Here is a 26,953-nt window from a genome sequence, read left to right on the forward strand (position 1 = left end):
GGTCGTCGCCGCCGGTGCGGGTCAGCCGGCGCAGTGGGTGTCGCGGGCGGGCCGCTCGCCCGTGGTCAGGAAGCCGGTGACCGCACGGTCGGCGCAGGCGTTGCCGCTGAGCGGCTTCCCCGGGGTCGTGGTCTCCCGCTGTGTCCGGTCCAGCCCGGAGGCGAGGCCGAGCACCAGGCCGCGTACGTCCTCCGGACGGCCGGCGAGCCCGAGCCCCTCCCGGTCGCGCGCCGGGTCGGCGGCCCAGCGGGCGAAGTCCGGGAAGCGGTCCTCGGCGCCGGGGGCGAAGTTCGCCGGCCGGCCCCGTTCCACCCGGCGCGGGTCGGGGTCCCCGGAGCTGTCCAGGACGGGGCGCCGATGTACGAGCCGCAGGAGTTCCCCCGGGCCGAGAGCTTCTCCGCCCCGAGGGCCCGCCGGAACCGCTCGATGTCCCGGACCTCGTTGGCGAAGGTGAAGCTGAGCAGTTCGTCGCCGCCGTCGCGCGGACATGCCTCGGCGGTGCGCCGGGCCCGTGCGGCGTTCTCGGAGATGTCCCCGTCCGCGCCGGGGAAGGGCCGCGGCGCGAGCAGGTCCCGGACCTCGCCGGGGAGCCCGCACCGGGCCGTGGTGCTCCTCCCGACGCCTCGGGTCCAGGCTCACGATGTCGTACGCCCCGCCCAACTCCTGTCGCAGGGCGGCCCCCCTCTGCCCCAGCCGCTGCACCCCCGACCCGCCGGGACCCCCGGGCAGCACGAGCAGCGTCCCGCGCCGCGCCCCGGGGTACCCCCGGGGGCCCGTGCCGCTAGCTCCGCTCGATCGCCTCGAAGATGTCCGAGTCGGTCTCCCGCTGCCAGTCGGGAAGCTCCGGCCAGTCCGCGACGTACCCCGGCTTCGGGTCCTCGAAGTGCCGGTACATCTGCGCGATCCAGCAGGTCGCGACAAACCGTCCCTTCTGCTCCCGCGACAGCCTCCCCGCGTGCCCACCGCTGACCTCGACGAACTGCCGCACCTGCTCGTACACGGCACCGGCGGCCTCGCGCTCCCACTCCGGTGTGTCCTCCCAGGGGGTCACGTACCCGGGTTTCGGCTCCCCGGGGAAGTGCCGGTGCACACCGGCGATCCACGCTTCACGAAACAGCCGCGCACCCTCAGCCTGCGACATGAACTCTCCTCTCATCACGCCGAACTCAGCACGCCGATCTCCGCTTTCAGCTCGGCGATCCGCCGGTCACGGGCCAGAGTGCGGATCTCGGCTCGTAGTCCGTGGAGTCTACGGACGATGTACCCCGACGAGGTCTCGCGAGCAAGCCGCACGGCCTCACGGCCGAATGCGATCACCTGGTCCACATCACGGCGTTTCGCACCGATCACGGCGAGATCCGTGAGAACGGCTCCGCGCCGCCGGAACGAGTGTCCCTCCACGAGGGCGCCGGTGTTCAGTGCCCTGGTCAGCGTCTGCTCCGCCAGATCGAGGCGACCGAGTGTCACATAGCGGGAGCCCCGCTCCTCGGCCAGCCGTGAGCCGTCGAACCGCAGCCAGCCACCCTGATGACTGGGAGGGGCAAGGTCCGTCACCTTCTCCGCTGCCTCCAGGGCGCGCTCACAGGCGGAGAGATCCCCCATACCGGCGAACGCTTCGGCCTGCGCGGCCGCGACCCAATGACGTGTGGAAAGGGAACTGTCCCCGTGACCGGCGACCCTCTGGGCGGCAGCGAGCACGCCAGAGGCCTCTCGGTACCTGCCCTCGTACACATCGACATACGCGTGCCGGACCAGGGCACAGGCCCAGAGGTCGTACGCACCCGCGTCCTTGCTCGCGGACGCCGCCAGCGTGTAGGAGGCGGCGGCATCCGCGTAGCGATTGCTGTCGAAGGACAGTTCTCCGGCAAGCTGGAAGAGGTCACCGGCAGCGATCCAGAGCGACCTCGCGTGCGCCCCGGAGCGGGCATTCAGGGAATCATTCACATCCCGCAGTTGATCGCGGACGATTGGATGGACGGATCGTTTGGAACGGGCAAGACGATAAACCTGCCAGAGGTGGCTGCTCATGCGTGTGAAAGAGGATTCACCTCCACTCCGCGTCGCTTCTTCCAGCGCCTCCGCCTCGTCGACGGGCAGGACCGCCAGTGCGCCTGCCATGGAGGTGGCGCGCAGAAACTCACGTCGGATCATATGGTCGACTTCCCCCGGGCTCAGGTGGTCGCATGACGGCGTCCTTGTGAGCTCATGGGATTCAGCCGGCGGCTGGGCCACCAAGGAGTCGAGCTCAGCAAGGCCGATCTCCAGCAGCTCTGCCAACTTCGGCCTGAGCGGTGGCTGAGGCAGGGCCCTGTATGTCTCCCAACGGTAGACCGTTGTCCGATCAACTTCGAGTGCGCGGGCCAGCCCCTCCTGGCTGTAGCCCAGGGCTTTCCTGCGATCAGCAAGGCTCATCGAGGTCCCGTCCCTTCCCCTGCGCCCACCGCACCTACCCGGTGGCGCGTACGTTGCACCGCATCGCAACAACACCGCCGCACGGATGCAGTTGAGTGCTCCGGTCCGCACACGGTTCCCTGGACCGTGTCAGCAACAAGAACGTCTCAACGCAGCCAGGGGTGCGGGCATGGAGGCAGGACATCGTGTCCATGAAAGCGCTGAACTCGGCGGAAGCGGTCCGGTCGTCCTGGATGGGGAGCTGAGCTGGAAGGTGCGCGTCAGACCCTCCGAGCTGCGGTCCATTCGCCACCGCGTCGCCTCGTTCCTGAAGGGAAGAGGTTGTTCCGCGGCGGCGGATGACGTGGTCCTGGTCATCGGCGAGTTGCTGGCCAACGTCCATGAGCACGCCGAGGGCATCTGCGACCTGGATGTCACGCTCCACGACAAGCGGGTGATCGTCCAGGTGAGCGACACCGTCACGACCCCGCCGACCCCGCGCCCCCGCTCCGGCGCCGCCGAGGCAGGACGCGGGCTGCTTCTCGTCGACGCGCTCACCGACCACTGGGAGACCACCCTCACCGCCACCGGCAAGGTCATCACCTGCACCTTCAGCACCCCCGAACGGGGGGTCTCCCCATGACCGCCGCCATGGCGAACAGCGGGCGCGCTTGGGTGCGGGGCATGTGCTGGCTCTACTGCCGCCGCACCGGCATCCCGGTGCTCTGGATCGGGCCCGCCACGACCGAGGGCCTGCACGCCCCCATATACGGCTGCGCCCCCTGCGTCGCCGAGCTGGAACACATGATCTGGCAGCACTTCACCGCCAGGAACAGCCTCCGCGCTCCCGCCTCCTGAGGCCGGGGCTCCGGACACACAGCCCCCGCCCCGGCCCTCGCTCCCCGCTTTCCGACGGCCGGGGCGGGCTCACCCGCACCACCACACGGAGACAGCGTCTCCACACACCTGGAGGGACACCCCCATGCACGGCATCTACAGCGTTCCCGTCGAAGAGACCCGGTTCGAGAACTTCTGCGGCGGCAACCTCGGCGGCGAGCACGAGACCTGCGTCGAGATCGCCACGATCCCCGGATTCGCCGCCGGGTTCGCCGTCCGCGACAGCAAGCCCGAGGGCGCCGGCCACGAACTGCGCTTCACCGCCGACGAACTCGACACCTTCGCCCTCGGCTGGGCCAAGCGCCAAGGGCTCACCCTCGGGGCCTGACCTTTGCCCCGGCAGGGCCGCATCCCTTGCGAGGGCACGGCCCTGCCCCACCCCCGGAAAGGCTGAGCGTTGAACTGGTCAGGCCACTGGCACGGATACGGCCCCTGGACCGGCTCCCGGGACACCTACGCGCAGGAGGCCCTGCGGCGGCCCGGCAGCCACCCCGAAGACCCGCACACCCGTGCCTTCATCGCCTCTCCCCTGCCTCCGATGCAGACCGGTCACTGGCTTCTGCGCACCGGCCAGACCACCCCCGACCGCACCTGGTCCGCGCTTTCGCAGGCCCTCGCCTGGCTGGCGGAGATCCACGCCGCGCACCCGCCCCACGGGCGCTACCCCGGGGTCGACATCAAGCTCGCCCACGCCCGGGACGCCCTCCCGCGCGGCACCGATGTCGTCTGGGTCCACTACACCCGGACCCAGCACCTCGTCTCCCTCTCCGTGGTGTGCTGCCCCCAGCGCTTCCATCCGGGCATCCCGTGCCCCGGGGCACCCGTGTGCCCGGGTGCTTCGTGAAGGCGCGGACAGCCCCGTCCGCTCACAGCTCCGCCCGCAGCGTCAGCGCATGCTCCGCCGGCCACCGCGCATTCCCGCTCGGGTCCCTCGTGCCCGCGTCCTCCGCGAAGAGCGCGGCACCGCACGCGACCAGGCCACCGGCATCGGCCCGTACGGCCCGGCGGACGACGATCCCGTCCCCGTGATCAGTCATACCCACGACGCCGACCCGGGGCACTGACAACGACCCGGGCCGCACGGGCCCGGGTCGGTGTCGTTGTCGGTGTCGGTGTGGAGCCGGCGGTCAGATCAGGTCGCTGCGGCCCTGCCCCTCCGGGTGGTAGGCCGAGAGCGCCCAGATGATGAACACATCGATCGCGATCATGATCACCGACCAGATGGGCAGATACGGCAGGAACAGGAACTGCGCGATCAGGCTGATCGACGCGAAGAAGATGCCCGCGTACCGGCCCCAGGCCATGTTCTTCAAGATCCCGTAGCCGACGACCACCAGACACACCCCGAGAATGAGGTGAATCCAGCCCCACCCGGTGAGGTTGATCCGGTAGACGTACTCGCCCACCCGGCCGTAGACATCGTCCGTGCCGATCGCCGCGATGCCCTGGAGGATCGCGAGCACCCCGTTGCAGAGCAACAGGATTCCCGCGAAGACGACCCCTCCCACCGCCCAGCCGCTGTTGTGGCCCGTCTCCGGGCCCCGCGAGGCCTTCGGTGGCGGAGTCCCGGCCGGCTGCTGTGATGCGTGGCTCATGGGACCTCCCTTCCTTGACCCGTGCGCCCAACGCGGACGGGACATGGATTCGAGCGTCAGTCCGCGCCCCTCCCGCCGCCATCCGGATACGGCCGTTCGGGTGAATTCCCGGATTCCGCGGATCGCGCAGAATCCGGTGTATCCGGTGTATCCGGGGATTCACCGGATACACCGCCCTCCGCCGCCAGGAAGTCCACCACCGCCACCGCGAGGACCAGCGCCAGCGCCAGCCCCACCACCACCCACCCCGTGGGGTGGCTCCACAGCAGATACGCGAGGACCGCGCCCGCCACCAGCACCCACACCACCCAGCGGCGCCACCGCCGCAGCCACGGCCCCACGGGGCCGGTGCGCAGACCCGCGCGGTCGGCCACACCCCGTACGGCGACGATTCCGGAGCGCCACAGTCCGCGTACCCGCACGGCGTGCCGGCCGGGGCCCGTGAGCCAGGCCGCGAGGGCCAGCACCACACCGAGGGTGACCACCATCCGTACCGTCGCCCGCAGAAAGCGGACGAATGTGTCGTAGACCGCCTCGGCGGCCGGCTGCGAGACACCGGACGGGAGGCGGTCGAGATAGATCCCCCGGAAGGCCGTCAGGGCCAGTCCCAGCAGCGCGGTGGCGAAGGCGGCACCGAGCGCGGCGGCCACCACGGCACGGCGGCGGCGGACCGCGAGGAGTACGCCCGCGACGAGGAGCAGCAGGGCCAGTACGGGGAGCCAGACGCCGGCGAGCTGGAGCAGCCGGAAGCCCGTCCTGAGTTCGCCGATGTCGTCGGAGCGCGCGACCACGAACGAGGTGTGGACCTCGGGGATCTTCCCGGCGACCGTGAGTCCGTCCGCCACCAGACGCTGCTTCACCTGGTCGACGACCGGCCCGAGATCGATCTCCACCGCGTTGTCGGTCAGCCTGACCGCACCCCCGCCGCTGCCGGTCAGCGCCTTGTCCACGGTGTCGTGCGCCCTGCGGTTGGCCTCGGTCCACAGACGCCGGAAGGTGTCGGACGACACCACCGCCTCCGCCTTGTCGTGGACGAAGCTCCTCAGCGCGCTCTCCAGCGCGTCCCCCGCCCGCCCCAGCGCCTTGGCCAGGCGCGGCCGGTCCGCCGGGGCCACTCCCTCCAGGAGGGAGGTGAGGTCGATGTGGTCCATGACGGCGTCGGTGGCCCGGTCCGCCGCCGCCGCGCGGACATCGGGGTCCGAGGCGAGCGGGGCGACCGTGGCGACATAGCGGTCGGTGTCGCCGACCTCCTCGGCGGTCCAGACGGCGACCGCGCTCAGCGGCGCCAGCACACAGCCGATGACGATCAGCAGGGCCGAGAGGAAGGAGCGCACCCGGTGGTGCCGCCGGTCCGGCGCCGTCCGGCTCTCCAGCGCGGCGACCCGCGCCCGGAGCCCGTCCAACTCGTCCCCGCCGCCCCCGTTGTGCGGGCCTCCGGCTCCGGGGCCCGACGCGTCCGCCGGACCTCGCGGCCCGTTCGGCCCGTTCGGCCCGTGCGAACCCTGTGGCCCGTGTGGTCCGTGCGGCCCGTTCGGTGCGTCCGACGCCATCGCCATGCGTCCAGCCAAAGCGGGACGGGCCCGGGCGGCGAGCCACGGGCGGCATACGGGTGGCATCCGGGCGGGCCCGCCCCGCCCGGCTCACCCGTTCGGGCCCGCCCCCGCGCACTCCGGCCGCCGCTCACCTTGCATGAAGGCATGCGTACACCGGGTGCCCGCGGAACGACCCCGCCACGGGGTCCCGTATGAGCGCCACGGACGACGGAGCGGAGCCAAGCGGACCGAACACACCAAACAGTCCAAACACACCAAACACACCGGACACACCGGGCGCGCCCGGCGCGACAGGCCCGCCGGACACCCGGACCACGAAGGCCGCCGGCACCGCCGGCACCCCCACCGCCCCGGCGGAGACCTCCCTCAGCGACACCCTCCGCAGCCGCGGCTACGCCCGTCTCCTCCTGCTCTCCGCCCTCCTCGGCATCCCCATCGCCCTCGCCTGCTTCTTCTTCGTCAGCCTCCAGCACACCTTCCAGCACGGCGTCTGGCACTCCCTCCCCCGCGCCGCCGGCTACGACCAGCCCCCCTGGTGGTGGCCCCTCCCCGCGCTGCTGCTGGCCGGGCTGCTGCTCGCCCCGGTCGTCACCCGGCTCCCGGGCGGCGGCGGGCATGTGCCCGTACAGGGGCTCGGCGGCCCCCCGCTGGGGCCGAGCGCGCTGCCCGGGGTGGTGTTCGCGGCGCTCGCGACCCTCCCGCTGGGGGTGGTCCTCGGGCCCGAGGCACCGCTGATGGCGCTCGGCAGCGGGCTGGCCCTGCTCGCCGTGCGCCCCGCGCGGCGCGCCGCCGACCCCCGGGCGGCCATGGTCCTCGGCACCACGGGGTCGACCACCGCCATCTCCACCATCCTCGGCGGCCCGCTGGTCGCCGCCGTGATGATCGTGGAGGCCGCCGGGCTCGCCGGGCCGCGGCTGGCCCTGTTGCTGCTGCCCTGCCTGCTGGCCAGCGGTGTCGGCGCGCTGGTCTTCACCGGCTTCGGCGAGTGGACGGGCCTGTCCATCGGCGCCCTCGAACTCCCTTCCGTACCCCCGAACGTCAACCCCGACGCGGGCGACTTCCTGTGGGGTGTCCCCGCCGCCGTACTGATCGCCGTGGTCGTGAGCACCGCCCACCGGCTCGGCCATCTGACCGCCGGCTGGGCGGAGCGCGGCGGCAGAGCCCTCCGCACGGTCGCCGCCGCCTGCGCCGTCGGCGTCGCCATCGCCGCGTACGCCCTGATCACCGGGCGCTCCCCGGCCGAGGCCGCGCTCTCCGGGCAGGCGACGCTGGGCACGCTCGCGGCCGATCCGCACGCCTGGCCGGTCGCCGCGCTGATCGCGCTGGTGATCTGCAAAGGTCTCGCCTGGGGGATCTGTCTGGGCTCGCTGCGCGGCGGTCCGATCTTCCCCGCGGTGCTGCTGGGCGCGGCGGCCGGAGTGGCGTGCGCGGGGCTGCCGGGGCTCGGCGCCGCCCCCGCCCTCGCACTCGGGATGGCCACGGCAGCGGCGGTGGTGACCCGTCTTCCGGTCACCAGCTCGGTCCTCACCGTCCTGCTGATGGGCCAGGACGCCCACAGCCAGATGCCACTGATCGTCATCTGCGCGGTGATCGGCTTTATCATCTCCCAACTCCTGGAGCGAAAGCATCTGAACGGGTGATGATGGGGAGGTTTACCAACAGCGAACAGCAAAGGGGTGGGGATGGACGATCGCGAAGTCCTGTCCGGCGGGGTCAACGAGGTCCTGCGGATCGGTGCGCGGGTGCGCCGGCCCACCGGCCCGTGGTCCCCGCTCGTCCACGGTCTGCTCCGGCACATCCGGGAGCAGGGCTTCACCGCGGCGCCCGCCGTCCACGAGGTGACCGGCGACGGGTACGAGATCCTGGACTTTCTGCCGGGCGAGGTCAGCGACTATCCGCCGACCCCCGCCGCCGCCTCCCGGGCGGCGCTGGAGAGTGCGGCCCGGCTGCTGCGCGCGTACCACGACAGCACGGTCGGCTACGCCCGGCGCGACCACGCCACGGGGTGGATGCTGCCCGCCCGCGCGCCCGTCGAGGTCATCTGCCACGGCGACTACGCGCCCCACAACTGTGTGCTGGACGGCACCCGGGTCACCGGGATCATCGACTTCGACGCCGCCCACCCCGGCCCCCGGCTGTGGGACATCGCGTACGCCGTCCACCGCTGGGCCCCGCTCACCGCGCCCGGCAACCCGGACGGCTTCGGCACGGCGCGGGAGCAGGCGCTCCGGGCCCGGCTCTTCTGCGACCGCTACGGGCTCGACGGCGCGGGACGGCACCGTCTGGTGGACACCGTCGCCGAACGGCTGCGCGCCCTGGTGGAGTTCACGCGCGCGCGGGCGGCGGAGGGGAACGCGGCCTTCGCCCGGCACATCGCCGAGGGGCACGATCGCCAGTATCTGGCGGACGCGGCCCATGTGATCGACCGGCGGGCGGAGTTCGAGCGGTACCTCCTCGACGACCGCTGAGCCGCGCACAGCCGCGGACCGGCCCCGGACCGGCCCCGCACCGCCCCGCGCACCGGCCGCGCCAGGCCGGCGGCGGGTGGATGTCCGGCCCCGGAAGACCACCGTCCGCGCCCCGGCGGTGTCACACTGACGCACGGTCCGCCGAAGGAGCCGCCCGTGCCGATGATCCACAAGCTGCGCCGAGTGATGCGCCGCGCCCACCGCCCCACCGTCGATCTCAGCCACCCGGCCCGCTCCCCGCTCGGCAGCACGGTCGTCAACTGCGTGGTGTACGAGGACGGGGTGCGGCAGCCCTGCGGCGACAGCGCGGAGGACGCCCTGCGCCGGGTGCGGGGGCGCGGCAGGGGGTTCGTGTGGATCGGCCTCCACGAGCCGACCGAGCTCCAGTTCGCCGTCTTCGCCGAGCTGTTCGGACTGCACCCGCTGGCGGTCGAGGACGCCGTGCAGGCGCACCAGCGCCCGAAGGTGCAGCGGTACGGGCAGGGCAGGGGCGGGGTCCTGTTCACCGTCCTCAAGACCTGCCGCTATGTCGGACACGAGTACCAGCAGTTCACCCCGGAGAGCGAGGTGGTGGACACCAGCGAGCTGATGATCTTCACCGGGGCCGACTTCGTGATCACCATCCGGCACGGCCGGCACGGCTCGCTCGGGCCGCTGCGCGAAGCCCTGGAGGACGACCCGGACCAGCTCGCCAAGGGCCCGGCCGCCGTGCTGCACGCCATCGCCGACCAGGTCGTGGACGACTATCTCGCCGTCGCCGACGCCGTCCGCCACGATGTGGACGATGTGGAGAGCGCGGTCTTCAGCGAGCACGCGCGCCAGGCGGACGCGGGCCGGATCTATCTGCTCAAGCGGGAGTTGCTGGAGCTGAAACGGGCCGTGGCGCCCCTGGAGCGGCCGATGTGGTCACTGGCCACCGCGCCCCAGCCGCCGGTCGGTCCCGACATCCAGCCGTACTTCCGCGATGTGGTCGACCATCTCGCCCGGCTGAGCGAGCAGATAGGCGGGTACCAATCCCTCCTGGACTCGATCCTCCAGGCCCATCTGGCACAGGTGACCGTCGCCCAGAACGAGGACATGCGGAAGATCACGGCGTGGGCCGCGATCGTCGCCGTGCCGACCATGGTCTGCGGTGTCTACGGAATGAACTTCGACCATATGCCGGAGCTGCGCTGGACCTATGGATATCCGCTGGTCATCGGCGTCATGGTGACGGCCTGCGTGGCGATCCACCGCAGTTTCCGCCGCAACGGCTGGCTCTGAACGGCCCATCTCCCGCGCCCTCTAGAGGAGGGTCACGAAGAGGCCGAGCGTCAGCAGCGCGACCAGGCAGCCGTAGAGCGCGAGGGTGAGGGAGCGCGCCTCGTCGGAGGGGTCGGTCCGCCCCGCGCTGGACAGACGCAGCGCGGAGGTGGCGACGAGCAGCAGCGCGACGGCCGAGAAGGCCGCGACCAAGGGGAACGGGAAGGCCGAGAGCAGGGATTCGATCACTCGGAGACCGTCTCACGGCCCCTGGATCGCCGCACCCCGGTGTACTCCGTCCCGGTGCGCGGCTTACCGTGGACGGACGACAACGGGAGGCAGCCATGGACGCCACGCTCAAGACGAGCATCGGTGGCGAACTGGTCGAACTCCCGGGCACGATCGCCGCGATCCGGGCCGCGATCCGCGCCGTCATGAGCGCGGACCGCGCGGCGGACTTCGAGCGGGAGATCGAGCATCTGCCCGTCGCCGATCTGCCCTCGGCCCTGGTCCGCTGGGCGCTGGCGGTCACCCCCGCCGACGCGGAGGACACCGAGCTGTTCGACCGGCTCGCCCGTGGCGAGAACATCGGCGCCGTCCCGGCCGACACCGCCGGGCCGGGGGTGGCGTGAACCGCTGCCGCATCCAGTACGCACCACCGGCCGACCACTCGCGCCACGCCATGGGCACCGCCCTGAGGGCCCGCTTCGACGCGGCGATGCACCATCTCGCGGCGGCCCCGTACGGACACGGCTCGACGCCCATCAAGGGGGACCACGACCGCCGGGAGGCGACGGTGGCGGGGGTGGTGGTGCGCTACTACGTGAGCGCCACCGTTCTGACGGTGTCGGTCGTCCGGGTCGTCTACGTCTGAGCCGTCCCCGAGGCGCGCGTCCCGCCTCGCTCGGCGCGGCTGCGGGCTGCGGGCTGCGGGCTGCGGGCTGCGGGCTGCGGGCTGCGGGCTGCGGGCTGCTGATCATCCCGGAGATTTCCGGTCACATTCCGAACGAACCGACCGGGGCGGTACCGACGGGCGCGCGCCGGGGGCGAGTTGGCGTCGTCGCAGGCCAACGCCTTTACCTCCCCACTCCGGAGTCATGGAATCAGACAAGCGTCTTATTCACCTCTTCGGGTGATAGTTGACCTCCGTGCGCCGCCTGCGTCCTACCGTGCGAATGTGGCGGGATTTGAGCAGCTGAGCGCACTGGGAGTCGCGGCGGTCCTGGGGTCGCACGGAGTGGGGTGGTCCGCCCCCTCGGCGGGGGTCCCGGAGAGACCGGTCCGTCCGGCGGTGTCGGCGCCCGTGCCGGGCGGCGGTGGAGAGGCACGGACCGGCGGCCGTCCCGCGGAACCGTTCCCCTTCACGGTGTCGACGTATGTGTCGGTGCCCGGGACGGTGTGCGCCTCGGCCTCCGTCGCCGTCCAGGGGCCGCGGCCGGTGTCCGTGGACGTGTCCGTGTCGGTCCAGGTGCTGCGGCACTGTCCGCCCCCGACCACCCCGCCCCCCTGCCCGACCCCGACACCCACTCCCACGCCCACGCCGACTCCAACCCCGACTCCGACACCAACGCCGACTCCGACGCCCACACCGACGCCGACGCCCACACCGACGCCGACGCCCACAGCCACACCAACCCCGACTCCGACGCCCACACCCACGCCCACGTCGGCCTCGCCATCGCCCTCCGCCCCGGCCACCTCACCCGCGCCCGCCCCCGAGGTGTCGGTGTCCCCGGCGGTGCCCGAGCAGGCCGCGCAGACCCCGGCCGCCGTCCCGCCGTCCCCGGCACCGAGCACCACCAGGGCGTCCCGGGCCACCACCGCGCCCTCCGCCGGCCCGGCACCCGCCCCGGCGCCCACGGCACCGGCGCCCCAGCGGGTCGAACCCGCACGGAACCGCGCTCCGGTCGCCGGACCCGAGACCGAGGGGTTCCCCCTGGTCGTCCTGGTCCTGGTCACCACGGTCCCGGCCGTCCTCGCCGCCGCCCTCCTGCGCCCCCGGCGCCGGCGCGGCTGAGCACGGCCCTCCGTACCGCCCGTCACCCGAGCACGCGTACACACGCACGATCCGAGCCGTACAGAGCAGACACGGAGATCACCATGTCCGAATGGCTGGTCCTGGCCATCGTGATGGCCGCCGCATGCGCCGTCGTACTCACCGTCGTCCTCCTCAGCCAGCGCAGACGCGCGGCGGACCCTGCGGGGGACGGGGACGACGACTCCGAGAGGGAGGCCCGCGAGGTCGAGATCCCCGATGTCCTGGAGTACATGACGATGATGGTCGGCGTGGTCTACGCCATCGTCCTCGGCCTCGCCATCGCGGGCGTGTGGGAGGCGCGCAGCGCCGCGCAGGACGATGTGCGGCGGGAGGCCCAGGCCCTCCACGAGGTCACCCAGCGCGCCGAGGTCTACCCGCCCGCGGTGCGGGAGCGGCTCCGCCAGGACATCGACACCTATGTGTCCCATGTCGTGGAGAAGGAGTGGCCGAGGATGGTGGACGGCCGGGAGCTGCCCGAGCGGGGCACGCGGCTGATCCAGGAGCTGCGGAAGGACTTCTCCCGGCGCGCGCCCGCGAACGAGCTGGAGGCCCATGCCTATCAGCCCGTCCTCGATCAGCTCGCCGTCGTCGACGACGCCCGCAACGCCCGCGCCGAGAGCGCGGGGTCGACCCTGCCGGCGGTGGTGTGGTTCGGGCTGTTCATCGGGGCCCTGGTGACCGTGGGCCTGATCTTCACCATGCGCATGGGGCGCAGCTTCCGCGAGCTGCTGCTCGCCGGGCTGTTCAGTGCGCTGATCGCGTTCCTGCTCTTCCTGGTCTGGGACTTCGACGCCCCCTTCGGGCGGTCGGGCTCGGACTCCGCCGACGCCTTCCGCCGGCTCTTCCCCGGCGCCGCCGGGCCCTGACCCCTGTCCCGTGGTGGCCGCCCCGGCCCCGGCCGGGCCCGCCACCGCCCGCCCGGCCCCGGCCCGGGGAGCGGCTTCCGGCGGCCCGGCGGCGCCCGGATCGGGGGCGGCGGCGCCGGGCTGTGAGGCCGGGGTGCTGCTCCGACCAGCGCGGACGGGGTGTGGAACAGCCAGAGGAATAGCCAGAAGAGGTCTCCCGTTGTAGGGTTTGGTTCAACATTCAACCAATCTGACATCGAGAGGTGAGCCTCATGCAGTTCGGCATCTTCACCGTCGGCGACGTCACCACCGACCCGACCAACGGGCGCACGCCGAGCGAGCACGAGCGGATCAAGGCGACGGTCGCCATCGCGCGCAAGGCGGAGGAGGTCGGCCTGGACGTCTTCGCGACCGGGGAGCACCACAACCCGCCGTTCGTGCCCTCGTCCCCCACGACCCTCCTCGGGCACATCGCCGCCCGCACCGAGAACCTGATCCTGTCCACCTCCACCACCCTCATCACCACCAATGACCCGGTGAAGATCGCCGAGGACTACGCCTACCTCCAGCACCTGGCGGACGGACGGGTGGACCTGATGATGGGCCGGGGCAACACCGGGCCGGTCTATCCGTGGTTCGGCCAGGACATCCGTCAGGGCATACCGCTGGCGATCGAGAACTACGCCCTGCTCCACAAGCTGTGGCGGGAGGACGTGGTGGACTGGGAGGGCAAGTTCCGCACGCCGCTCCAGTCCTTCACCGCGACGCCGCGCCCGCTGGACGGCGTACCGCCGTTCGTCTGGCACGGCTCGATCCGCTCCCCGGAGATCGCGGAGCAGGCCGCGTACTACGGTGACGGCTTTTTCCACAACAACATCTTCTGGCCCATGTCCCACACCAAGAAGATGGTCGAGCTGTACCGGAAGCGGTACGCGCACTACGGCCACGGCACCCCCGAACAGGCGATCGTCGGTCTCGGCGGCCAGGTGTTCATGCACAGGAACTCCCAGGAGGCGGTCAGGCGGTTCCGTCCCTACTTCGACAACGCGCCGGTGTACGGACACGGGCCCTCGCTGGAGGACTTCACCCAGCAGACCCCGCTGACCGTGGGCACCCCGCAGCAGGTCATCGAGCGGACCCTCGGGTTCCGCGAGGCGGTGGGCGACTACCAGCGGCAGCTGTTCCTGGTGGATCACGCGGGTCTGCCGCTCACGACGGTGCTGGAGCAGCTCGACATCCTCGGCGAGGAGGTCATCCCGGTGCTGCGCAAGGAGTTCGCCGCACTCCGGCCGGCCGGAGTGCCGGAGTCCGCACCGCTCCACCCGGCGGTCACCGCCGCCCGCACGGCGCCGAACGCCGAGCGGAACACCGTACCGACCGCCGAGCGGAACACCGTACCGACCGCCGAGGGGGCGTCCCGATGACCGCACGGAAACTGGTGGCCGTCTCCGCCGGTCTGAGCGTGCCGTCGTCGACCCGTCTGCTGGCCGACCGGCTCACCGAGTCGGTACGGAGCACTCTCGCGGCGGACGGCACGGACGTCGAGGTCCGCGTCGTCGAGCTGCGGGAGCTGGCGGTGCCCATCGCCAACCACCTGGTGACCGGGTTCCCTTCGCCGGAGCTGAGCGAGGCCATCGAGGCGGTGACGGAGGCCGACGGGCTGATCGCGGTCACCCCGGTCTTCACCGCCTCGTACAGCGGGCTCTTCAAGTCCTTCTTCGACCTGATCGAGCCGGAGGCGCTGACCGGGAAGCCGGTGCTGATCGGCGCGACCGGTGGCACGGCCCGGCACTCGCTGGTGCTGGAGCACGCGCTGCGACCGCTCTTCGCCTATCTGCGGGCGATCGTCGCCCCGACGGCGGTCTACGCGGCGTCCGAGGACTGGGGCGGCACGGGCGACGCGCTCACCGACACCCTGCCGGTGCGCATCCGCCGGGCGGGCGAGCAGTTCGCGCGGCTGGTGGCGGCGGAGGCGGCGGAGCGGGGGCCGGTGGACGACGTGCCGGTGCTGTCGTTCCCGTGATCCTCCGGAACCGGGTGCCCGGGAGTTGCCGGGCACCCGGGGGCTCCTGGGCGGGGGCTCCGGTCGGGGACTCCCGGGCGGTGACTCCCAGTCGGGAGGCTCCTGGTCGGGGGCTGAGCGCGAGGGGCTGAGCGCGAGGGGCTGAGCGCGAGGGCCCGGGTGCCGGGGGCCTGAGCGCCGGGGGCCTGAACGCCGGGGAGAGGTCCCGGGTCCCGGGTGCCGGGGGCTCCCGGGTGCCGGAGGTCCGCCGGTGGGGGCCGGGAGACCGCTCCGACCAGCCGTTTCCTCGCCCGTCCCGGCCGGGGCGGCACGGACCGCGCGCATTCTCCCGTGCGCGTTGTCAGTGCCGCCTCCTAAGGTTTCGGGCATGAGCCCTGTACTCATCGGTCGTGACCACCCCGCGGGTGTCCTCCGGGCGGAGATAGTCCGCGCGGCGGAGAGCCATGGCGGTCTGGTGCTCGTCACCGGCGAGGCCGGGATCGGCAAGACCGTGCTGGTCACCGACGGGGCGGACGAGGCGCGCCGGCGCGGGGCGCTGGTGCTGGGCGGCTCCTGCTGGGATTCCGACAGCGCCCCGGGCTACTGGCCGTGGGTGCAGGTGGTGCGCGGTCTGCGGCGCGGCATCGGCGAGGAGGAGTGGGCCGAGGCGGAGCGCGCGGCCGGCGGGCGGCTCGGGATGCTGCTCGGCGAGGACCCGGGCCCGGTCCGCGAGGCGGCCGAGGGCTTCCCGCTGTACGACGCGGTGACCACGGCCCTGGTCACCGCCTCCCAGCGACGGCCGGTGGCCGTCGTCCTGGAGGACCTCCACTGGGCGGACCCCGCCTCGCTCCGGCTCCTCGAATTCGCCGCCCAGCACGCGTGGTTCGAGCGGCTGCTGCTGATCGGCACCTACCGGGACGTCGAGGTGGAGGCCGCCGACCACCCTCTCCAGAAGCTGATCCTGCCGCTGGCGGCGCGGGCCGCCGCCACCGTCACCCTCACCGGCCTGGGGCGGGACGAGGTGGGGGCGCTGATGGCGCTCACCGGCGGGGTCGAGCCCGAACCCGCCCTGGTGGACGAGGTGCACCGGCACACCGGCGGCAACCCCTTCTTCGTGGAGCAGACCGTCCGCGCCTGGCGCGGCGGCAGCCCGGTGACCACCGTCGCGCCGGGGGTGCGCGAGGCGGTGCGGCAGCGGCTGGCGCTGCTGCCGGATGAGGTGAGCCGGCTGCTGGAGACGGCGGCCGTGCTGGGCCACGCGTTCCACCGCCAGGTGCTCGCGGCGACGGCCGCCGTGCCCGTGCCCCACGCGGACCGGCTGATGGAGCGCGCGGTGGCGGCCCGGCTGGTCACCGTGGAGCCGGACGGCCGGTTCGCCTTCGCCCACGACCTCGTCCGCGAGACCCTCTACGGCGAGCTGGACGAGGCCCGGCGGCGCCGGCTGCACGCCGCCGTCGTCCGCGCCCTGGACGGCGCCCCGGCGCTCAGCGAGAAGACCCACTCCGCCGATCTCGCCGGACACGCCTATCTCGCCGGCGAGGAGGTGGAGCGGGATCAGCGGGTCGATCTGCTGACGGCGGCGGCCCGGCACGCCGCGGGCCGGCTGGCGAGCGAGGAGGCCGAGGGCCACTACCGGCGGGCGATGGAGACGGCGGGGGACGACCGGCGCCGGATCGCGCTGATCTCCCTCGAACTGGGCAGTGTCTTCTGGCAGCGGGACGCCGCCGAGGAGGCCCGCGCCTCCTTCGACCACGCCGTGGAGCTGGCCCACGGGCTCCGCGACCCCACCCTGCTGGCCCGGGTGGCGATCACCCTCCACCAGTACGGCCTCGCCCACGACGAGGACACCCGGAACAGCACCCTGCTGCGGGACGCGCACCGCGCGCTCATCGGGTCCGCCGGGGAGGACCCGACAGATCTGTCGTCCGAACGGATCGCCCAGGACCTGGCGGTGCGGACCACGGCCCTGGCCCGCAGCGGCGCCGACGACGACGCGCTGGCGTTCTCCCTCTGGGCACGGCACGACACCATCTGGGGGCTGGGCACCAGCGAGGAGCGGCTCGCCCTCACCGAAGAGGTGATCACTGTCGCCCGCCGCTCCGGGAACACGGACCTGGAGCTGCACGCGGGCTCGATGCGCTGGGTGACCCTGCTGGAGCTGGGCGATCCGCGCTTCCGTGACCAGCTCCGCACCTTCGGCAGGCTCGCCGAGCGCTCCGGGCTGCGCCGCCACGAGCTGGCGAAGTCCGTCGACAACTCCCTGGTCGCCACCCTCAGCGGCCGGTTCGACGAGGGCACCGAACTGCTCTCCCAGGTGACGGACCTCGGCCTCGGGCAGGCGCCCTACCACTATGTGGCCTCCCATATGCGGTGGGCGCAGCTGATGCTCCAGGGCCGGTTCGCCGAGGCACGGGAGCAGGTGAAGGAGGCGCATCCCTATCCGGAGCTGCTGGCGGGGGTGACGGCGGCCGAGACCGGCGACACCGCTCTCGCCCTGCTCCACGCGGACGGGATCGCGGCGCTGCGGGAGCCGCTGCCCCGGGCGTTCCAGCCGCTGGCGCTGCGGATGCGGGCCCAGGCGGCGGCGGTGTCGGGCGACAGGGCGAGGATCGAGGAGGCCAGGGCGGCGCTGGCGCCGTACCGGGGGCAGTGGGTGGTGTCGCTGTGGGGGTGCGACATCAGCGGTCCCGTCGACCTCTGGCTGGGGCTGCTGGATGCGGCGCGCGGCGACCGGGAGGCCGCGGTGGCGGAGCTGACGGCGGCCCGCGAGTCGGCGGACCGGCTCCGGGCGCGGCCGTGGTCGGTCCGGGCGCGGGCGGCGCTGCTGGAGCTGCTGGGCCCGGAGGCCCGTGCCACTGCGGCCGGGGCGGCCGGGGGCCGGGGTCTCGCCGAGGGGGTGCGGCGGGACGCGGAGGAGCTGGGGCTCACCCATCTGCTGCCCGCCCCGGCGGCCGGCGCCGAAGGGCCGGCGCGGTCCCGTCCGGATGCCGGGGGAGGGTCCCGGGGCGGAGCCGGTCACGGGGGCGGGTTCCCGGGCCGGTCGGGTCACGAGGGCGGGTTCCCGGGCCGGTCGGGTCACGAGGGCGGGTTCCCGGGCCGGTCGGGCCACGGGGGCGCGGCCGGAGCACCGCAGGCGGCCCTGTCCGGCGGGGCGCCCGGCGCGGAGGGTCCCGGGCGGGAGAAGGAGACCTCCCGGCCCCGGTTCCGGCGGGAGGGAGCCGTCTGGGAGCTCTCCTTCGACGGGCTCTCCGTCCATGTGCCCGACGCCAAGGGGCTGCGGGACCTGCACACCCTCCTGGCGCACCCGGGGGACGACCTCGCGGCCGTCTCCCTGCTCGCCCCCGAGGCCGGTGCGGTGGCGATCGCCGCTCGCGGCCTGGGCGGCGATCCGGTGCTGGACGACGAGGCCAAGCTCCGCTACCGGCTCCGTCTGGAGCGGCTGGACGAGGAGATCGACCGGGCCGCCGTCCTCGGCGACACCCGCAGGGCGGAGGAGTTCACCCGTGAGCGGGCGGCGCTGCTGGACGAGTTGCGCACGGCCGCCGGCCTCGGCGGGCGCACGCGGCGGCTGGGGGACGAGGCCGAGCGGGCCCGTAAGACGGTCACCGCGCGCATCCGCGACAGCCTGCGGAAGCTCGCGAAGCTCCACCCGCCCCTCGCCGCGCATCTGCGGGAGTCGGTGACGACCGGGGCGCACTGCTCCTACCGCCCGCCGAAGCCGGTGGAGTGGCGGCTCTGACCACGGCGCCCCGGGCCGGGCGGTGGATTCCGACCACGGCGCCCCGGCACCGGCGGTGAACGCGGAAGCGGGGTCAGGGCCCGGTCAGCGGATGTCGGGCCCGGGGCCCAGAGCCTTCTGCTTCCTCGCCGCCCCGGAATCCGCCGCCGTCTCCTCCAGGGCGACGACATCGGCGACCACACAGGCGATGTTGTCCGGCGCGCCGGCCCGGTGGGCGAGGGCGATCAGGGCGGTGACGGTCTCCTCGGGGTCGGCGACCGTGGTGAGCGCCTCCCGGATCAGCGCCTCCGGCACGGCGTTGAACAGCCCGTCCGAGCAGAGCAGATACCGGTCGCCGGCCCGGGCCTCGCGCAGCCGCAGATCGGGGCGGGCGGTCTCCTCATCGCCGGTCAGGGCCCTCAGCAGCAGGGTGCGCTGCGGATGCGAGGCCGCCTCCTCCACCGTCAGCGAGCCCTCGTCGATCATCCGCTGCACCACGGTGTGGTCATGGGTGATCCGGGACAGCTCCCCGTCGCGGAGCAACTGGGCGCGGCTGTCACCGATATGGACGAGCGCCAGCCGGGAGCCGCTCCGGACCAGCGCGGTCAGGGTCGTACCGGATTCGGCGAGTCCGCTCACGGCGGCGTTGGCCCGGTGGACGGCGTCCTCCAGGGAGTTGAGCAGATCCCCGGCCCGCAGCGGGCGGCTCGGGCCGTCCGGACCGGGGCCGGGTCCTTCCGGCCCCTCCAGCCCTTCGATGTTCCTGAGCGCGTCGATCGCCGCGGCGCTGGCGAGGGCGCCCTCGCCGCCGAACCCGTCGGCGACGGCGAGCAGGCCCGGGGTGGCGTGGGCGGCGTCCTGATCGGTGGGGCGCACGGCCCCCCGGTCGGTGCGGGCGGCATAGCGGATTCCCAGAGACGTCATGGTGACGGTGTCCTTCCCCGATGGCTGAACGAGCTGATCGGCGAGGAAGAGCGCCAGGTCCCGGCGGGCGGAGGTCTCCGCCTCCACCCGGGCCCAGTAGGCCCGGATCGCCTGCGCGGCGGCGGCCGGGTCCGTGCCGTGGAGATCACAGACCTCCTGGATACGGACGAGCGGCATCCCGATCCGCCGCAGCCATGCCACCAGCCGGGCCCGGTCCAGCTGGGAGCGGTTGTAGTAGCGGTAGCCGGTGAACTGATCGACGCGCGCCGGCGGCAGCAGCCCCAGGTCGTCGTAGCGGCGCAGCGCCTTCGCCGACAGCCGGGACTCCCGGGCGAACGCGCCGATGGTGAGCCGGTCCATGGTTCCTCCCTCGCACCGGGCGGCGGGCCCGGCGGAATCGATGCTGGCCCTTCCCCGGGGGAGAAGGTCAACCGCACCGGCCGGACGGGCCCCCACCGGCCGCACCGCACGCACCGCACGACCGGCCCGCGCCGGCCGCACCAGCACCAGCACCAGCACCAGCACCAGCACCAGCCGCACCGGACGTCCGGTCCGCGCCGGCCGGCCACCGGGGAGGGGGCGGTGGGGACCACGGCGGCGGACACTCTCCCGGCCGAGTGGGGAAGAACCCGGCCGGGAGAGCGTCCGCCGCCTGCCCGTGTCCCCCGTGCGCGGGGGTCACTTGCGGTTGTAGAGCCGCATCGTCAGAAAACCGAAGACGATCACGAAGAACGCCGACCACCCCAGGGACCAGGCGATATCGGCGGCCGGCCACTCGCCGGCCATCAGCTCCCGCACACCGGTGGCGACATGGGTCACCGGGCTGTTGTTCACGAACGCCTGGAGCCAGCCGGGCATCGTCTTCGGGTCGACGAAGACATTGCTCAGGAACGTCAGCGGGAAGATCACCATCATGCTGACGCCCATCACGGACTTCTCGCTGCGCAGCAGCAGCCCGAACATCGTCCAGACCCAGGAGAAGGCGAAGGCGAAGACCAGCAGCAGCGCCACCCCGAGCACCACGCCCAGCGGCCCGCCGTCCGGCCGGTATCCGATGATCATGCCGACGGTCAGCATCACCGCGGACGCTATGACATAGCGCACGACATCGCCGAGGAGATAGCCCACCATCGGCGCGGGCCGCCAGATCGGCAGCGTGCGGAAGCGGTCGAAGACGCCCTTGGTGATATCGGTGTTGACCGCGATGCCCGTGTACATCGTGATCATCACCACGCTCATGGTGAGGATGCCGGGCAGCAGGAACTGGATGTACTCCGAGGTGGAGCCGGCCAGCGCACCTCCGAAGAGGTAGGTGTACATCAGCACCAGCATGATCGGGAAGGCCGTCACATCGAAGAGCTGATCGGGCACATGCTTGATCTTGAGCATGGTCCGCCAGCCGAAGGTGAGCGACGCGGAGAGCGCGCTGGGCTTCGCCGGCTTCTCCTTGCTGACCAGCAGCGCGGCGAGATCCTCCGCCCTCGGGGCATCGAGCAGCAGATCGTCGGCGCTCTTGTCCTGGGCGGACTTGGTGGTGGTCGCGGTGCTCATGCCGCCCCCTTCTTGTCGGTCAGGGCGAGGAAGACCTCGTCCAGGCTGGGCTGGCCCAGGGAGAAGTTGTCCACGGTGATTCCGGTGCGGGCCAGCTCGCCGAGCGCCCGCCCCGCCTGCTCGGCCGCGCTCTGGTCACCGCCGCCGTTGACCCGGGCCGTCAGCGCGACCGGGTCGGGGTCGAGCAGCACCTCGGAGCCGAGGGTCAGGGCCAGCACCCGCTGGGCCTCGGGCCGCTGCGCGGCGTCCCGCAGCCGCAGATGGACCGCGCCGGCCCCGACGGACGCCTTCAGCTCGCCCTTGGTGCCCTCCGCGATGACCCGGCCGTGGTCGATCACGGCGATCCGGGACGCCAGCTGGTCGGCCTCGTCGAGGTACTGCGTGGTCAGCAGGACGGTCGTGCCGTGGGCGACGACGGCGCGGACGATGTCCCAGACCTGGTTGCGGCTGCGCGGGTCGAGACCGGTGGTCGGCTCGTCGAGAAAGAGCACATCGGGCGTGTTGAGGATGGAGGCGGCGATGTCGATACGGCGGCGCATGCCGCCCGAGTAGTTCTTCACCTGGCGCCCGGCGGCCTCGGTCAGCCCGAAGGCGTCCAGAAGCTGGGCGGCCCGCGCGCGGGCGGCGGACCTGGAGTGGCCGAGGAGCCTGCCGAGCAGGATGAGGTTCTCGGTGCCGGTGAGGTCCTCGTCCACCGAGGCGTACTGCCCGGTGAGGCTGACCCGGGCGCGGACGGCGTCCGCGTCCTTCCGGACGTCCTTGCCGAAGATCCGGGCGCTGCCCCCGTCGGGGCGCAGCAGGGTGGCGAGCATTTTCACGGTGGTGGTCTTCCCCGCGCCGTTCGGCCCGAGGACGCCGTAGACGGTGCCGGCGGGGACGGCGAGATCGACGCCGTCGACGGCCCGGTTCTCACCGAAGATCTTCACCAGACCCTCGGCCTCAATTGCCAGTTCTGTACTCATTGACGAGAAATTTCCTTCGAATGGATCTTCGATTGGACGTCTTGGTTCTGTCGACTCGAACGGGCGGCGGAACTCATCGCCGACCGGGAGACCGATCCCGGATCTCCCGGACCTCCCGGACCAGGAGGTCCCGGGCTAGCAGACATAGGGCCGCGCCGCGCGGGCCTCCCGCAGCGCCAGCCCCCACCACCCGAGCTGGTCGAGCATGCGGTGCAGAGCGCGCTCCCGCTCCTCCCACCCCGCGCCGAGGAGGTCGATACCGACCACGTTACGCAGGGTCACGGTGTGCAGCTCGGTGAAGACCGAGCGCAGCTGCTCGACCGCGTACAGCCCGCAGGAACCGTGGCCGTAGCTGACGAAGGCGACCGCTTTGCCGCGCCACTCGTCATAGGCGAAGTCGATGGCCTGTTTGAGAGAGGCGGGGAAGGAACGATTGTACTCGGGGGTGACGACGACAAAGCCGTCAGCGGCGGCGATCAACGCCGCGAAGTCGGCCGCCGGGCCGGTCGTGCGGTCGGGGTAGCGGGCGGGGAAGTCGAAGTCGAGCAGATCGATCACCGACAGCTCCAGATCGGTGCGGTCACCGGCCCGCCCGGTGACCCAGCGGCCGATCTCCTCACCGGCGCGGCCCTCCCTCGTACTGCCGATGATGACGGCGACTCGCAACGGAGAGTGATCATCCGGCGGACAGTCCCGCCCGTCCTGACTGTCCTGACTGTCCTGACCGTGCCGCCCGTGCCGCCCGTCCCGCTTCCGCACGTGTGCCCTCCCTCTGCTCGGCGGCCCGGCTCCGGTGGCGCCCGTTCCGCGCCGTCACGGAGAAGGCGCGAGACGGCGTCGCGCGCTCGCGAGATCCGATCTCGCGAGCGCGCGACCGCAGGGCCGCGCGACCGGAAGGCCCGCGCGGCGCCGTCTCGCGGTGAGGGTCTACCGGCCCGTGTCCCCGCCGGACGCCCGGTGGGCCGCGCGGTGGGCCACCCGATGGGCACGAGGGGTCAGGCCGGTCAGCGCGCGGAAGTGGTGGCGCAGCCGGGCCGGTGAGCCGAAGCCGGTGCGGGCGGCGATCAGCTCCACGGGCTCGTCGGTCTCCTCCAGCAGCCGGCGCGCCCGCTGGAGGCGCGCGTCCAGCAGATACCTGCGCGGTGTGACACCGGTGCGGGCCCGGAAGCGCCGGCCCAGGCTGCTGACGCTGATCCCCGCGTGGCCGGCCATGTCGGCCGGGGTCAGGGGGAGGTGGAGCCGCTCCCGCACCCACCTCAGGGTCGGTTCCAGACCCCCGTTGTCGGCGAGTTCCCGGGCGATGCCCTCGTGGACACTGTCGGCGGCGGGGTGCAGCGGCGTGATGAGCTGCCGGGCGGTTTCCCGGGACACGCGCGGGCCGTGGTCCAGGGCGAGCAGACGCAGACAGACGTCCACCCCGCCGAAGATCCCCGCCGAGGTGAGAAACGGGCCGTCCGCGACGACCGTGCCCGCCGGGTCCACCTCGACACGGGGATGGCGCCGGGCCAGTTCGGCGGTGTGCCGCCAGCCCGTGGTGGCACGGCGGCCGTCGAGGAGGCCGGTGGCGGCGAGGGTGAAGGCGCCGGTCCCGACGGCGGCGATCCGGCTGCCGCGCGCGGCGGCCGCGCGGACCGCGTCGAGCACGGCGGCCGGCGGCTCCTCCCGGTGGCGGTCGTGGCCGGTGAGGACGACGGCGCCGGCGCCGATGAGCCCGTCCGTCCCCCAGGGGGCGGTGATACGGAGCGGTACCGGCCCGCCGGTGGCGGTGAACCCCGGACCGGCGCAGACGCGGACCTCGTAGCGGGCCCGGCGGTGGGTCCGGGCGGCGGCGTCGAACACGAGACCCGGGGCGGTCAGCTGATGTCCGGGGGCTCCGTCGAGGGCGAGAACGGCGATCACCGGCATGGACCGAACCTACCTTCCGGGTGTCCCGGACGGCCTCTGCGGGCCGCGTACGGGAGTCGGCGCCGGTACGGAGCCGGGGGGTACAGAGCACGGGGGCGGTACAGAGCACGGGGGCGGTACGGAGCCGGGGGGGCGGCACCGGAGCGGGAGCGGCACCGGGAGCGGGCGGTGCGCGGTCGGCGAACGGCGGGCGGTGCGCGGGCGGCGGGAGAGCCGGCCGCGCACCGCCCGACAGCTCAGCTGTTCCTGGCGATGTTCCGCGAGATCCAGCCCTTGTAGGCGGTCACATCGGTGTAGATGCCCTTGCCGGAGGCGCAGAGCGGATCGGTGTCGCCGTCGCCGGAGGTCGCGCCGATCAGCTCCCACCGCCCGGCCCCGTTCCGCTGGAGCTGCGGCCCGCCCGAGTCCCCGTTGCAGGCCATCGCGCGGGCCCTGGGGCTGGTGGTGCACAGCTCCTTCGCCCCGATGCCGCTGCACTCCGACGCGGCGGCCCTGCGGGCGTCGAGCTGCTGGAGCCGGTCGGGGAAGACCCACCGCTCGGCCTCGGGCGTGTCGTGCACGGTGCCGAAGCCCAGCAGCCGGGTGGGCGTGCCGGCCCCGCCCGGCTTCTTCGCGATGGCGATCGGCCGCTGCCCGACCGGGCGGTCCATGCGGATGAGCGCGATGTCGTCCTGGCTGCGGTGCCCGCCCCCGGCGCTGTAGCCCGGGTGCCTGATGATCTTGTCGACCTCGCGGACGGTGCCGCCGTGCTTCCGGTTCTCGCTGCCGACGCGGACCTTCCCCGTCATCATCGTCCTCTCGACGCAGTGTCCCGCGGTGAGCAGCCACTGCGGGTGGATCAGCGACGCGCCGCACTGAGCGTCGTACACCGACATCGGGACCGTCGCCATGAACGGGTAGCGCTCGGTCGACCGGTCCCCGTTGACGATGGCTCCCGCGCTGCCGGTCATCGCGGTGAGGACGAGGACGGAGGCCGCGCCGACCGCCGCCGCCCCGGCCGGCCGGGGTCGTATCCGCCGGGCGGGGCGGGCGGCGGTGTCGCGGGAGTGCGGGAGCAGCATGGGAGGGCCTTTCAGGGAGGGTGGTGGTCCGATGGGCACGGAGCCGGGCGTCCCCTCGCTTCCGTCTTCCGTGATCTCATCCTCACGTTCCCGGCGGGGCGGGAAACAGCTCCCTGAATGTCACCCTCGGCTAAATTCCGGACATGTCTGTGATCGCCGTCCTCGTGTTCGACTCCGTCCCCGGGCATCAGCTCACCGGGCCGGGACTGGTCTTCGGAACAGCGGTGCGACACCACCCCCAGGTCGCCTATGAGCTGCGGTTCTGTGCCGTCCCGCAGCTCCGTGCCACCGCCGCGCCCGGCTCCTTCGGGATCGAGACGCCCTGGGGTACGGAGGGTCTCGACGGAGCCGACACGATCTGGGTGCCCGGGCACGCGGGCTTCCGGGAGGAGCCGCCGGCGGAGGTCGCGGACGCGCTGCGGGCCGCCGCCGCCCGGGGCGCCCGGATCGGGGCGGTCGGCACGGGCACGTTCACGCTCGCGGCGACAGGGCTCCTCGACGGCCGGCGGGCCGCGACGAGCCGCCGGCACACCGGGGAGCTGGCCCGGCTCCATCCCCGTACGGAGGTGGACCCGGAGGGCTCGGTGGTCCGGGACGGCCCGTTCCTCAGCGCGGCGGGGGTACTGGGCGGGGTGGATCTGGGGCTGCGCATGGTCACCCTGGACCACGGCACACGGGTGGCGATCGAGACGGAGCGCCAGATGTTCCTCCAGCTCCACACCGCGCCGGACGACCCGGTGGCGTACAGCGCCGTCACCCCGCGGGACAGCCCGCTCGCCCCCACCACCCGGTGGATGGAGGCCCATCTCGACCGTCCGCTGACCCTCGCCGACATCGCCGCGCACGCGGGGCTGGGCGTCCGCAGCCTGACCCGGCGCTTCCGGGCGGACACCGGGCTCACCCCGCTCCAGTACCTGCTGCGCGCCCGGGTCCAGCGGGCCCAGCGGCTGCTGGAGCGCGGGGACGAGCCGGTGGAACGCGTCGCGGCGCGGACGGGGTTCGGCACACCGGCCAATCTGCGCCACCACTTCCAGCGCTTCACCGGCACCAGCCCGAGCGTCTACCGGACGGCGTTCCGCACCCTGGTCACCACCCTCACCGGGGCGGAGGACAACGGAGGCGACGGAGGGGACGGAGGGGACGGAGGGGACGGAGGCGGCGGGACGGGCTGAGCACGGCGACCGCGCTCCGTCGCCGTGCCGTCCCGTCCCGTCCCGTCCTGTCCTGTCCCGTTCCCGTCGGCAGTCGGCGGCGGCGTTCTCACGTCTCCCGTTGGTAGAAGATGTAGAAGAAGACCACGAGCGTGACCGCGGCGAGGATCAGCCCCACTCCCGCCGAGCGCAGCACGCTGTCCCCGGTCAGGCTGTGCAGGAACCCGATCGCGATTCCGCACAGCACGCCGTAGGCGGTGGCCCGCAGCTCGCGCGGCAGGGCGTTCTGGACCCGGCCGAGGCCGTAGGCCAGCGCCGTGAAGATCAGGCCGGCCACCACCCCGTACAGGACGTCCCCCCAGCCGACCGCTCTGCCGGTGCGGTGCAGGAACCCCGCGTAGAACCCGAAAAACGCGCCCAGGGCGAGCGGTACCGCCCAGGAGAGTGAACCGTGGTGCCGTGCGGGCACCGTCGCGTGAACGGCCATGACCGGGGCTCCTTCCCTCGCGTCCTTCCTCCTCTCAGGAAGCACCCGGCGTCCGCCCCCGGCAACTCGGCGGTCCCGCCGCCCGGCCCGGCGGGACCGGCGGTGCCGTCCGTCCCCGGGGAGGTCCGCCGGTCGGCGGTGCACCGCTCGCGCGCGGGCGGCG

At 73.1% G+C, this 26,953-nt stretch carries 28 protein-coding genes and 2 pseudogenes; 15 read left to right on the forward strand and 15 right to left on the reverse strand.

What is annotated here, in order from left to right; all coding sequences use genetic code 11:
* Positions 1 to 21: 21 nt before the first annotated feature.
* The 4 genes and pseudogenes from ACWCRA_RS15660 to ACWCRA_RS15675 all read right to left on the reverse strand — a co-directional run.
* Positions 22 to 99 (reverse strand): annotated as a pseudogene (locus ACWCRA_RS15660) (alpha/beta hydrolase); the annotation flags it as partial.
* Positions 100 to 759 (reverse strand): annotated as a pseudogene (locus tag ACWCRA_RS15665) (alpha/beta fold hydrolase); the annotation flags it as partial.
* 22 nt (positions 760 to 781) lie between these two features.
* Positions 782 to 1,141 (reverse strand): hypothetical protein, encoded by a 360-nt coding sequence (locus ACWCRA_RS15670; protein ID WP_451067841.1) that lies wholly within the window; start codon positions 1,139 to 1,141, stop codon positions 782 to 784.
* A 14-nt stretch (positions 1,142 to 1,155) separates the two neighbouring features.
* The gene (locus ACWCRA_RS15675; protein WP_451067842.1) at positions 1,156 to 2,412 is read right to left on the reverse strand and encodes a helix-turn-helix transcriptional regulator; all 1,257 of its coding nucleotides are present in this window, start codon (positions 2,410 to 2,412) and stop codon (positions 1,156 to 1,158) included.
* A 169-nt stretch (positions 2,413 to 2,581) separates the two neighbouring features.
* Between ACWCRA_RS15675 and ACWCRA_RS15680 the strand changes: the two genes are divergently transcribed.
* From ACWCRA_RS15680 to ACWCRA_RS15695, 4 genes are all read left to right on the forward strand, one after another.
* Positions 2,582 to 3,034, forward strand: a complete 453-nt coding sequence (locus tag ACWCRA_RS15680; RefSeq protein ID WP_451067843.1) for an ATP-binding protein — start codon at positions 2,582 to 2,584, stop codon at positions 3,032 to 3,034.
* Complete coding sequence (locus ACWCRA_RS15685; protein WP_451067844.1) at positions 3,031 to 3,249, forward strand: hypothetical protein; 219 nt, start codon at positions 3,031 to 3,033, stop codon at positions 3,247 to 3,249. The genes ACWCRA_RS15680 and ACWCRA_RS15685 overlap by 4 nt, the downstream gene beginning before the upstream one ends.
* A 124-nt stretch (positions 3,250 to 3,373) precedes the next feature.
* Positions 3,374 to 3,616: a DUF397 domain-containing protein gene (locus ACWCRA_RS15690; RefSeq protein ID WP_351556379.1), complete on the forward strand. Its 243-nt coding sequence runs from the start codon at positions 3,374 to 3,376 to the stop codon at positions 3,614 to 3,616.
* 69 nt (positions 3,617 to 3,685) lie between these two features.
* Positions 3,686 to 4,132, forward strand: a complete 447-nt coding sequence (locus ACWCRA_RS15695; protein ID WP_351556382.1) for a hypothetical protein — start codon at positions 3,686 to 3,688, stop codon at positions 4,130 to 4,132.
* Between the two features lie 22 nt (positions 4,133 to 4,154).
* Here ACWCRA_RS15695 and ACWCRA_RS15700 read toward each other — a convergent pair whose 3' ends face one another.
* From ACWCRA_RS15700 to ACWCRA_RS15710, 3 genes are all read right to left on the reverse strand, one after another.
* The gene (locus tag ACWCRA_RS15700) at positions 4,155 to 4,325 is read right to left on the reverse strand and encodes a hypothetical protein (RefSeq protein WP_451067845.1); all 171 of its coding nucleotides are present in this window, start codon (positions 4,323 to 4,325) and stop codon (positions 4,155 to 4,157) included.
* Positions 4,326 to 4,415: 90 nt separating this feature from the next.
* Positions 4,416 to 4,883, reverse strand: coding sequence for a DUF7144 family membrane protein (locus ACWCRA_RS15705; RefSeq protein WP_351556388.1), 468 nt, complete (start codon positions 4,881 to 4,883; stop codon positions 4,416 to 4,418).
* Positions 4,884 to 4,939: 56 nt separating this feature from the next.
* A complete protein-coding gene (locus tag ACWCRA_RS15710) occupies positions 4,940 to 6,286 on the reverse strand; it encodes a hypothetical protein (protein WP_451067846.1) in 1,347 nt (448 codons plus the stop codon).
* Positions 6,287 to 6,627: 341 nt separating this feature from the next.
* Between ACWCRA_RS15710 and ACWCRA_RS15715 the strand changes: the two genes are divergently transcribed.
* The 3 genes from ACWCRA_RS15715 (at position 6,628) to ACWCRA_RS15725 (ending at position 10,167) form a co-directional block, all read left to right on the forward strand.
* On the forward strand, positions 6,628 to 8,076 hold the full coding sequence (locus tag ACWCRA_RS15715) for a chloride channel protein (RefSeq protein WP_351556394.1): 1,449 nt from the start codon (positions 6,628 to 6,630) through the stop codon (positions 8,074 to 8,076).
* A gap of 42 nt (positions 8,077 to 8,118) precedes the next feature.
* Positions 8,119 to 8,904 carry an aminoglycoside phosphotransferase family protein gene (locus ACWCRA_RS15720; protein ID WP_351556397.1) on the forward strand — a complete coding sequence of 262 codons (786 nt, stop codon included), beginning with the start codon at positions 8,119 to 8,121 and terminating at the stop codon, positions 8,902 to 8,904.
* Positions 8,905 to 9,066: 162 nt separating this feature from the next.
* Entirely contained in the window at positions 9,067 to 10,167 is a 1,101-nt protein-coding gene (locus tag ACWCRA_RS15725) for a magnesium and cobalt transport protein CorA (protein ID WP_351556442.1), read from the forward strand.
* A gap of 21 nt (positions 10,168 to 10,188) precedes the next feature.
* On the opposite strand, the gene ACWCRA_RS15730 is transcribed toward ACWCRA_RS15725, so the two are convergent.
* Positions 10,189 to 10,395 carry a hypothetical protein gene (locus ACWCRA_RS15730; protein WP_351556400.1) on the reverse strand — a complete coding sequence of 69 codons (207 nt, stop codon included), beginning with the start codon at positions 10,393 to 10,395 and terminating at the stop codon, positions 10,189 to 10,191.
* A gap of 95 nt (positions 10,396 to 10,490) precedes the next feature.
* On the opposite strand from ACWCRA_RS15730, the gene ACWCRA_RS15735 reads away from it, so the two are divergent.
* From ACWCRA_RS15735 to ACWCRA_RS15765, 7 genes are all read left to right on the forward strand, one after another.
* Positions 10,491 to 10,778, forward strand: coding sequence for a hypothetical protein (locus ACWCRA_RS15735; RefSeq protein ID WP_351556402.1), 288 nt, complete (start codon positions 10,491 to 10,493; stop codon positions 10,776 to 10,778).
* Between the two features lie 50 nt (positions 10,779 to 10,828).
* Entirely contained in the window at positions 10,829 to 11,020 is a 192-nt protein-coding gene (locus ACWCRA_RS15740; RefSeq protein WP_351556445.1) for a hypothetical protein, read from the forward strand.
* 852 nt (positions 11,021 to 11,872) lie between these two features.
* Positions 11,873 to 12,163, forward strand: coding sequence for a hypothetical protein (locus ACWCRA_RS15745; RefSeq protein ID WP_351556405.1), 291 nt, complete (start codon positions 11,873 to 11,875; stop codon positions 12,161 to 12,163).
* An 83-nt stretch (positions 12,164 to 12,246) separates the two neighbouring features.
* Positions 12,247 to 13,050, forward strand: coding sequence for a bestrophin-like domain (locus ACWCRA_RS15750; protein ID WP_351556408.1), 804 nt, complete (start codon positions 12,247 to 12,249; stop codon positions 13,048 to 13,050).
* Between the two features lie 251 nt (positions 13,051 to 13,301).
* Complete coding sequence (locus ACWCRA_RS15755; protein ID WP_351556411.1) at positions 13,302 to 14,453, forward strand: LLM class flavin-dependent oxidoreductase; 1,152 nt, start codon at positions 13,302 to 13,304, stop codon at positions 14,451 to 14,453.
* Entirely contained in the window at positions 14,450 to 15,052 is a 603-nt protein-coding gene (locus ACWCRA_RS15760) for an FMN reductase (protein WP_451067847.1), read from the forward strand. Before ACWCRA_RS15755 ends, ACWCRA_RS15760 begins: the two co-directional genes overlap by 4 nt.
* Before the next feature lie 367 nt (positions 15,053 to 15,419).
* Positions 15,420 to 18,770, forward strand: coding sequence for an ATP-binding protein (locus tag ACWCRA_RS15765; RefSeq protein ID WP_451067848.1), 3,351 nt, complete (start codon positions 15,420 to 15,422; stop codon positions 18,768 to 18,770).
* Between the two features lie 84 nt (positions 18,771 to 18,854).
* Here ACWCRA_RS15765 and ACWCRA_RS15770 read toward each other — a convergent pair whose 3' ends face one another.
* The 6 genes from ACWCRA_RS15770 to ACWCRA_RS15795 all read right to left on the reverse strand — a co-directional run bounded on the left by ACWCRA_RS15770 (position 18,855) and on the right by ACWCRA_RS15795 (position 25,152).
* Positions 18,855 to 20,033, reverse strand: coding sequence for a MerR family transcriptional regulator (locus ACWCRA_RS15770; RefSeq protein WP_451067849.1), 1,179 nt, complete (start codon positions 20,031 to 20,033; stop codon positions 18,855 to 18,857).
* Between the two features lie 318 nt (positions 20,034 to 20,351).
* Entirely contained in the window at positions 20,352 to 21,224 is an 873-nt protein-coding gene (locus ACWCRA_RS15775; RefSeq protein ID WP_351556423.1) for an ABC transporter permease, read from the reverse strand.
* Positions 21,221 to 22,186, reverse strand: a complete 966-nt coding sequence (locus ACWCRA_RS15780) for an ATP-binding cassette domain-containing protein (protein WP_351556426.1) — start codon at positions 22,184 to 22,186, stop codon at positions 21,221 to 21,223. The genes ACWCRA_RS15775 and ACWCRA_RS15780 overlap by 4 nt, the downstream gene beginning before the upstream one ends.
* A gap of 135 nt (positions 22,187 to 22,321) precedes the next feature.
* The gene (locus ACWCRA_RS15785) at positions 22,322 to 22,852 is read right to left on the reverse strand and encodes an NADPH-dependent FMN reductase (protein WP_351556429.1); all 531 of its coding nucleotides are present in this window, start codon (positions 22,850 to 22,852) and stop codon (positions 22,322 to 22,324) included.
* Positions 22,853 to 23,113: 261 nt separating this feature from the next.
* Positions 23,114 to 24,091 carry a GlxA family transcriptional regulator gene (locus tag ACWCRA_RS15790; protein WP_451067850.1) on the reverse strand — a complete coding sequence of 326 codons (978 nt, stop codon included), beginning with the start codon at positions 24,089 to 24,091 and terminating at the stop codon, positions 23,114 to 23,116.
* A 236-nt stretch (positions 24,092 to 24,327) separates the two neighbouring features.
* Entirely contained in the window at positions 24,328 to 25,152 is an 825-nt protein-coding gene (locus ACWCRA_RS15795) for a S1 family peptidase (protein WP_451067851.1), read from the reverse strand.
* Between the two features lie 143 nt (positions 25,153 to 25,295).
* Between ACWCRA_RS15795 and ACWCRA_RS15800 the strand changes: the two genes are divergently transcribed.
* Positions 25,296 to 26,324, forward strand: a complete 1,029-nt coding sequence (locus tag ACWCRA_RS15800; RefSeq protein WP_451067852.1) for a GlxA family transcriptional regulator — start codon at positions 25,296 to 25,298, stop codon at positions 26,322 to 26,324.
* A gap of 88 nt (positions 26,325 to 26,412) precedes the next feature.
* Here the strand turns inward: ACWCRA_RS15800 and ACWCRA_RS15805 are convergent, their stop codons facing one another.
* Positions 26,413 to 26,790 carry a hypothetical protein gene (locus ACWCRA_RS15805; protein WP_351559639.1) on the reverse strand — a complete coding sequence of 126 codons (378 nt, stop codon included), beginning with the start codon at positions 26,788 to 26,790 and terminating at the stop codon, positions 26,413 to 26,415.
* Positions 26,791 to 26,953 lie beyond the last annotated feature (163 nt).

Source organism: Streptomyces sp. NPDC001889 (assembly GCF_053594535.1).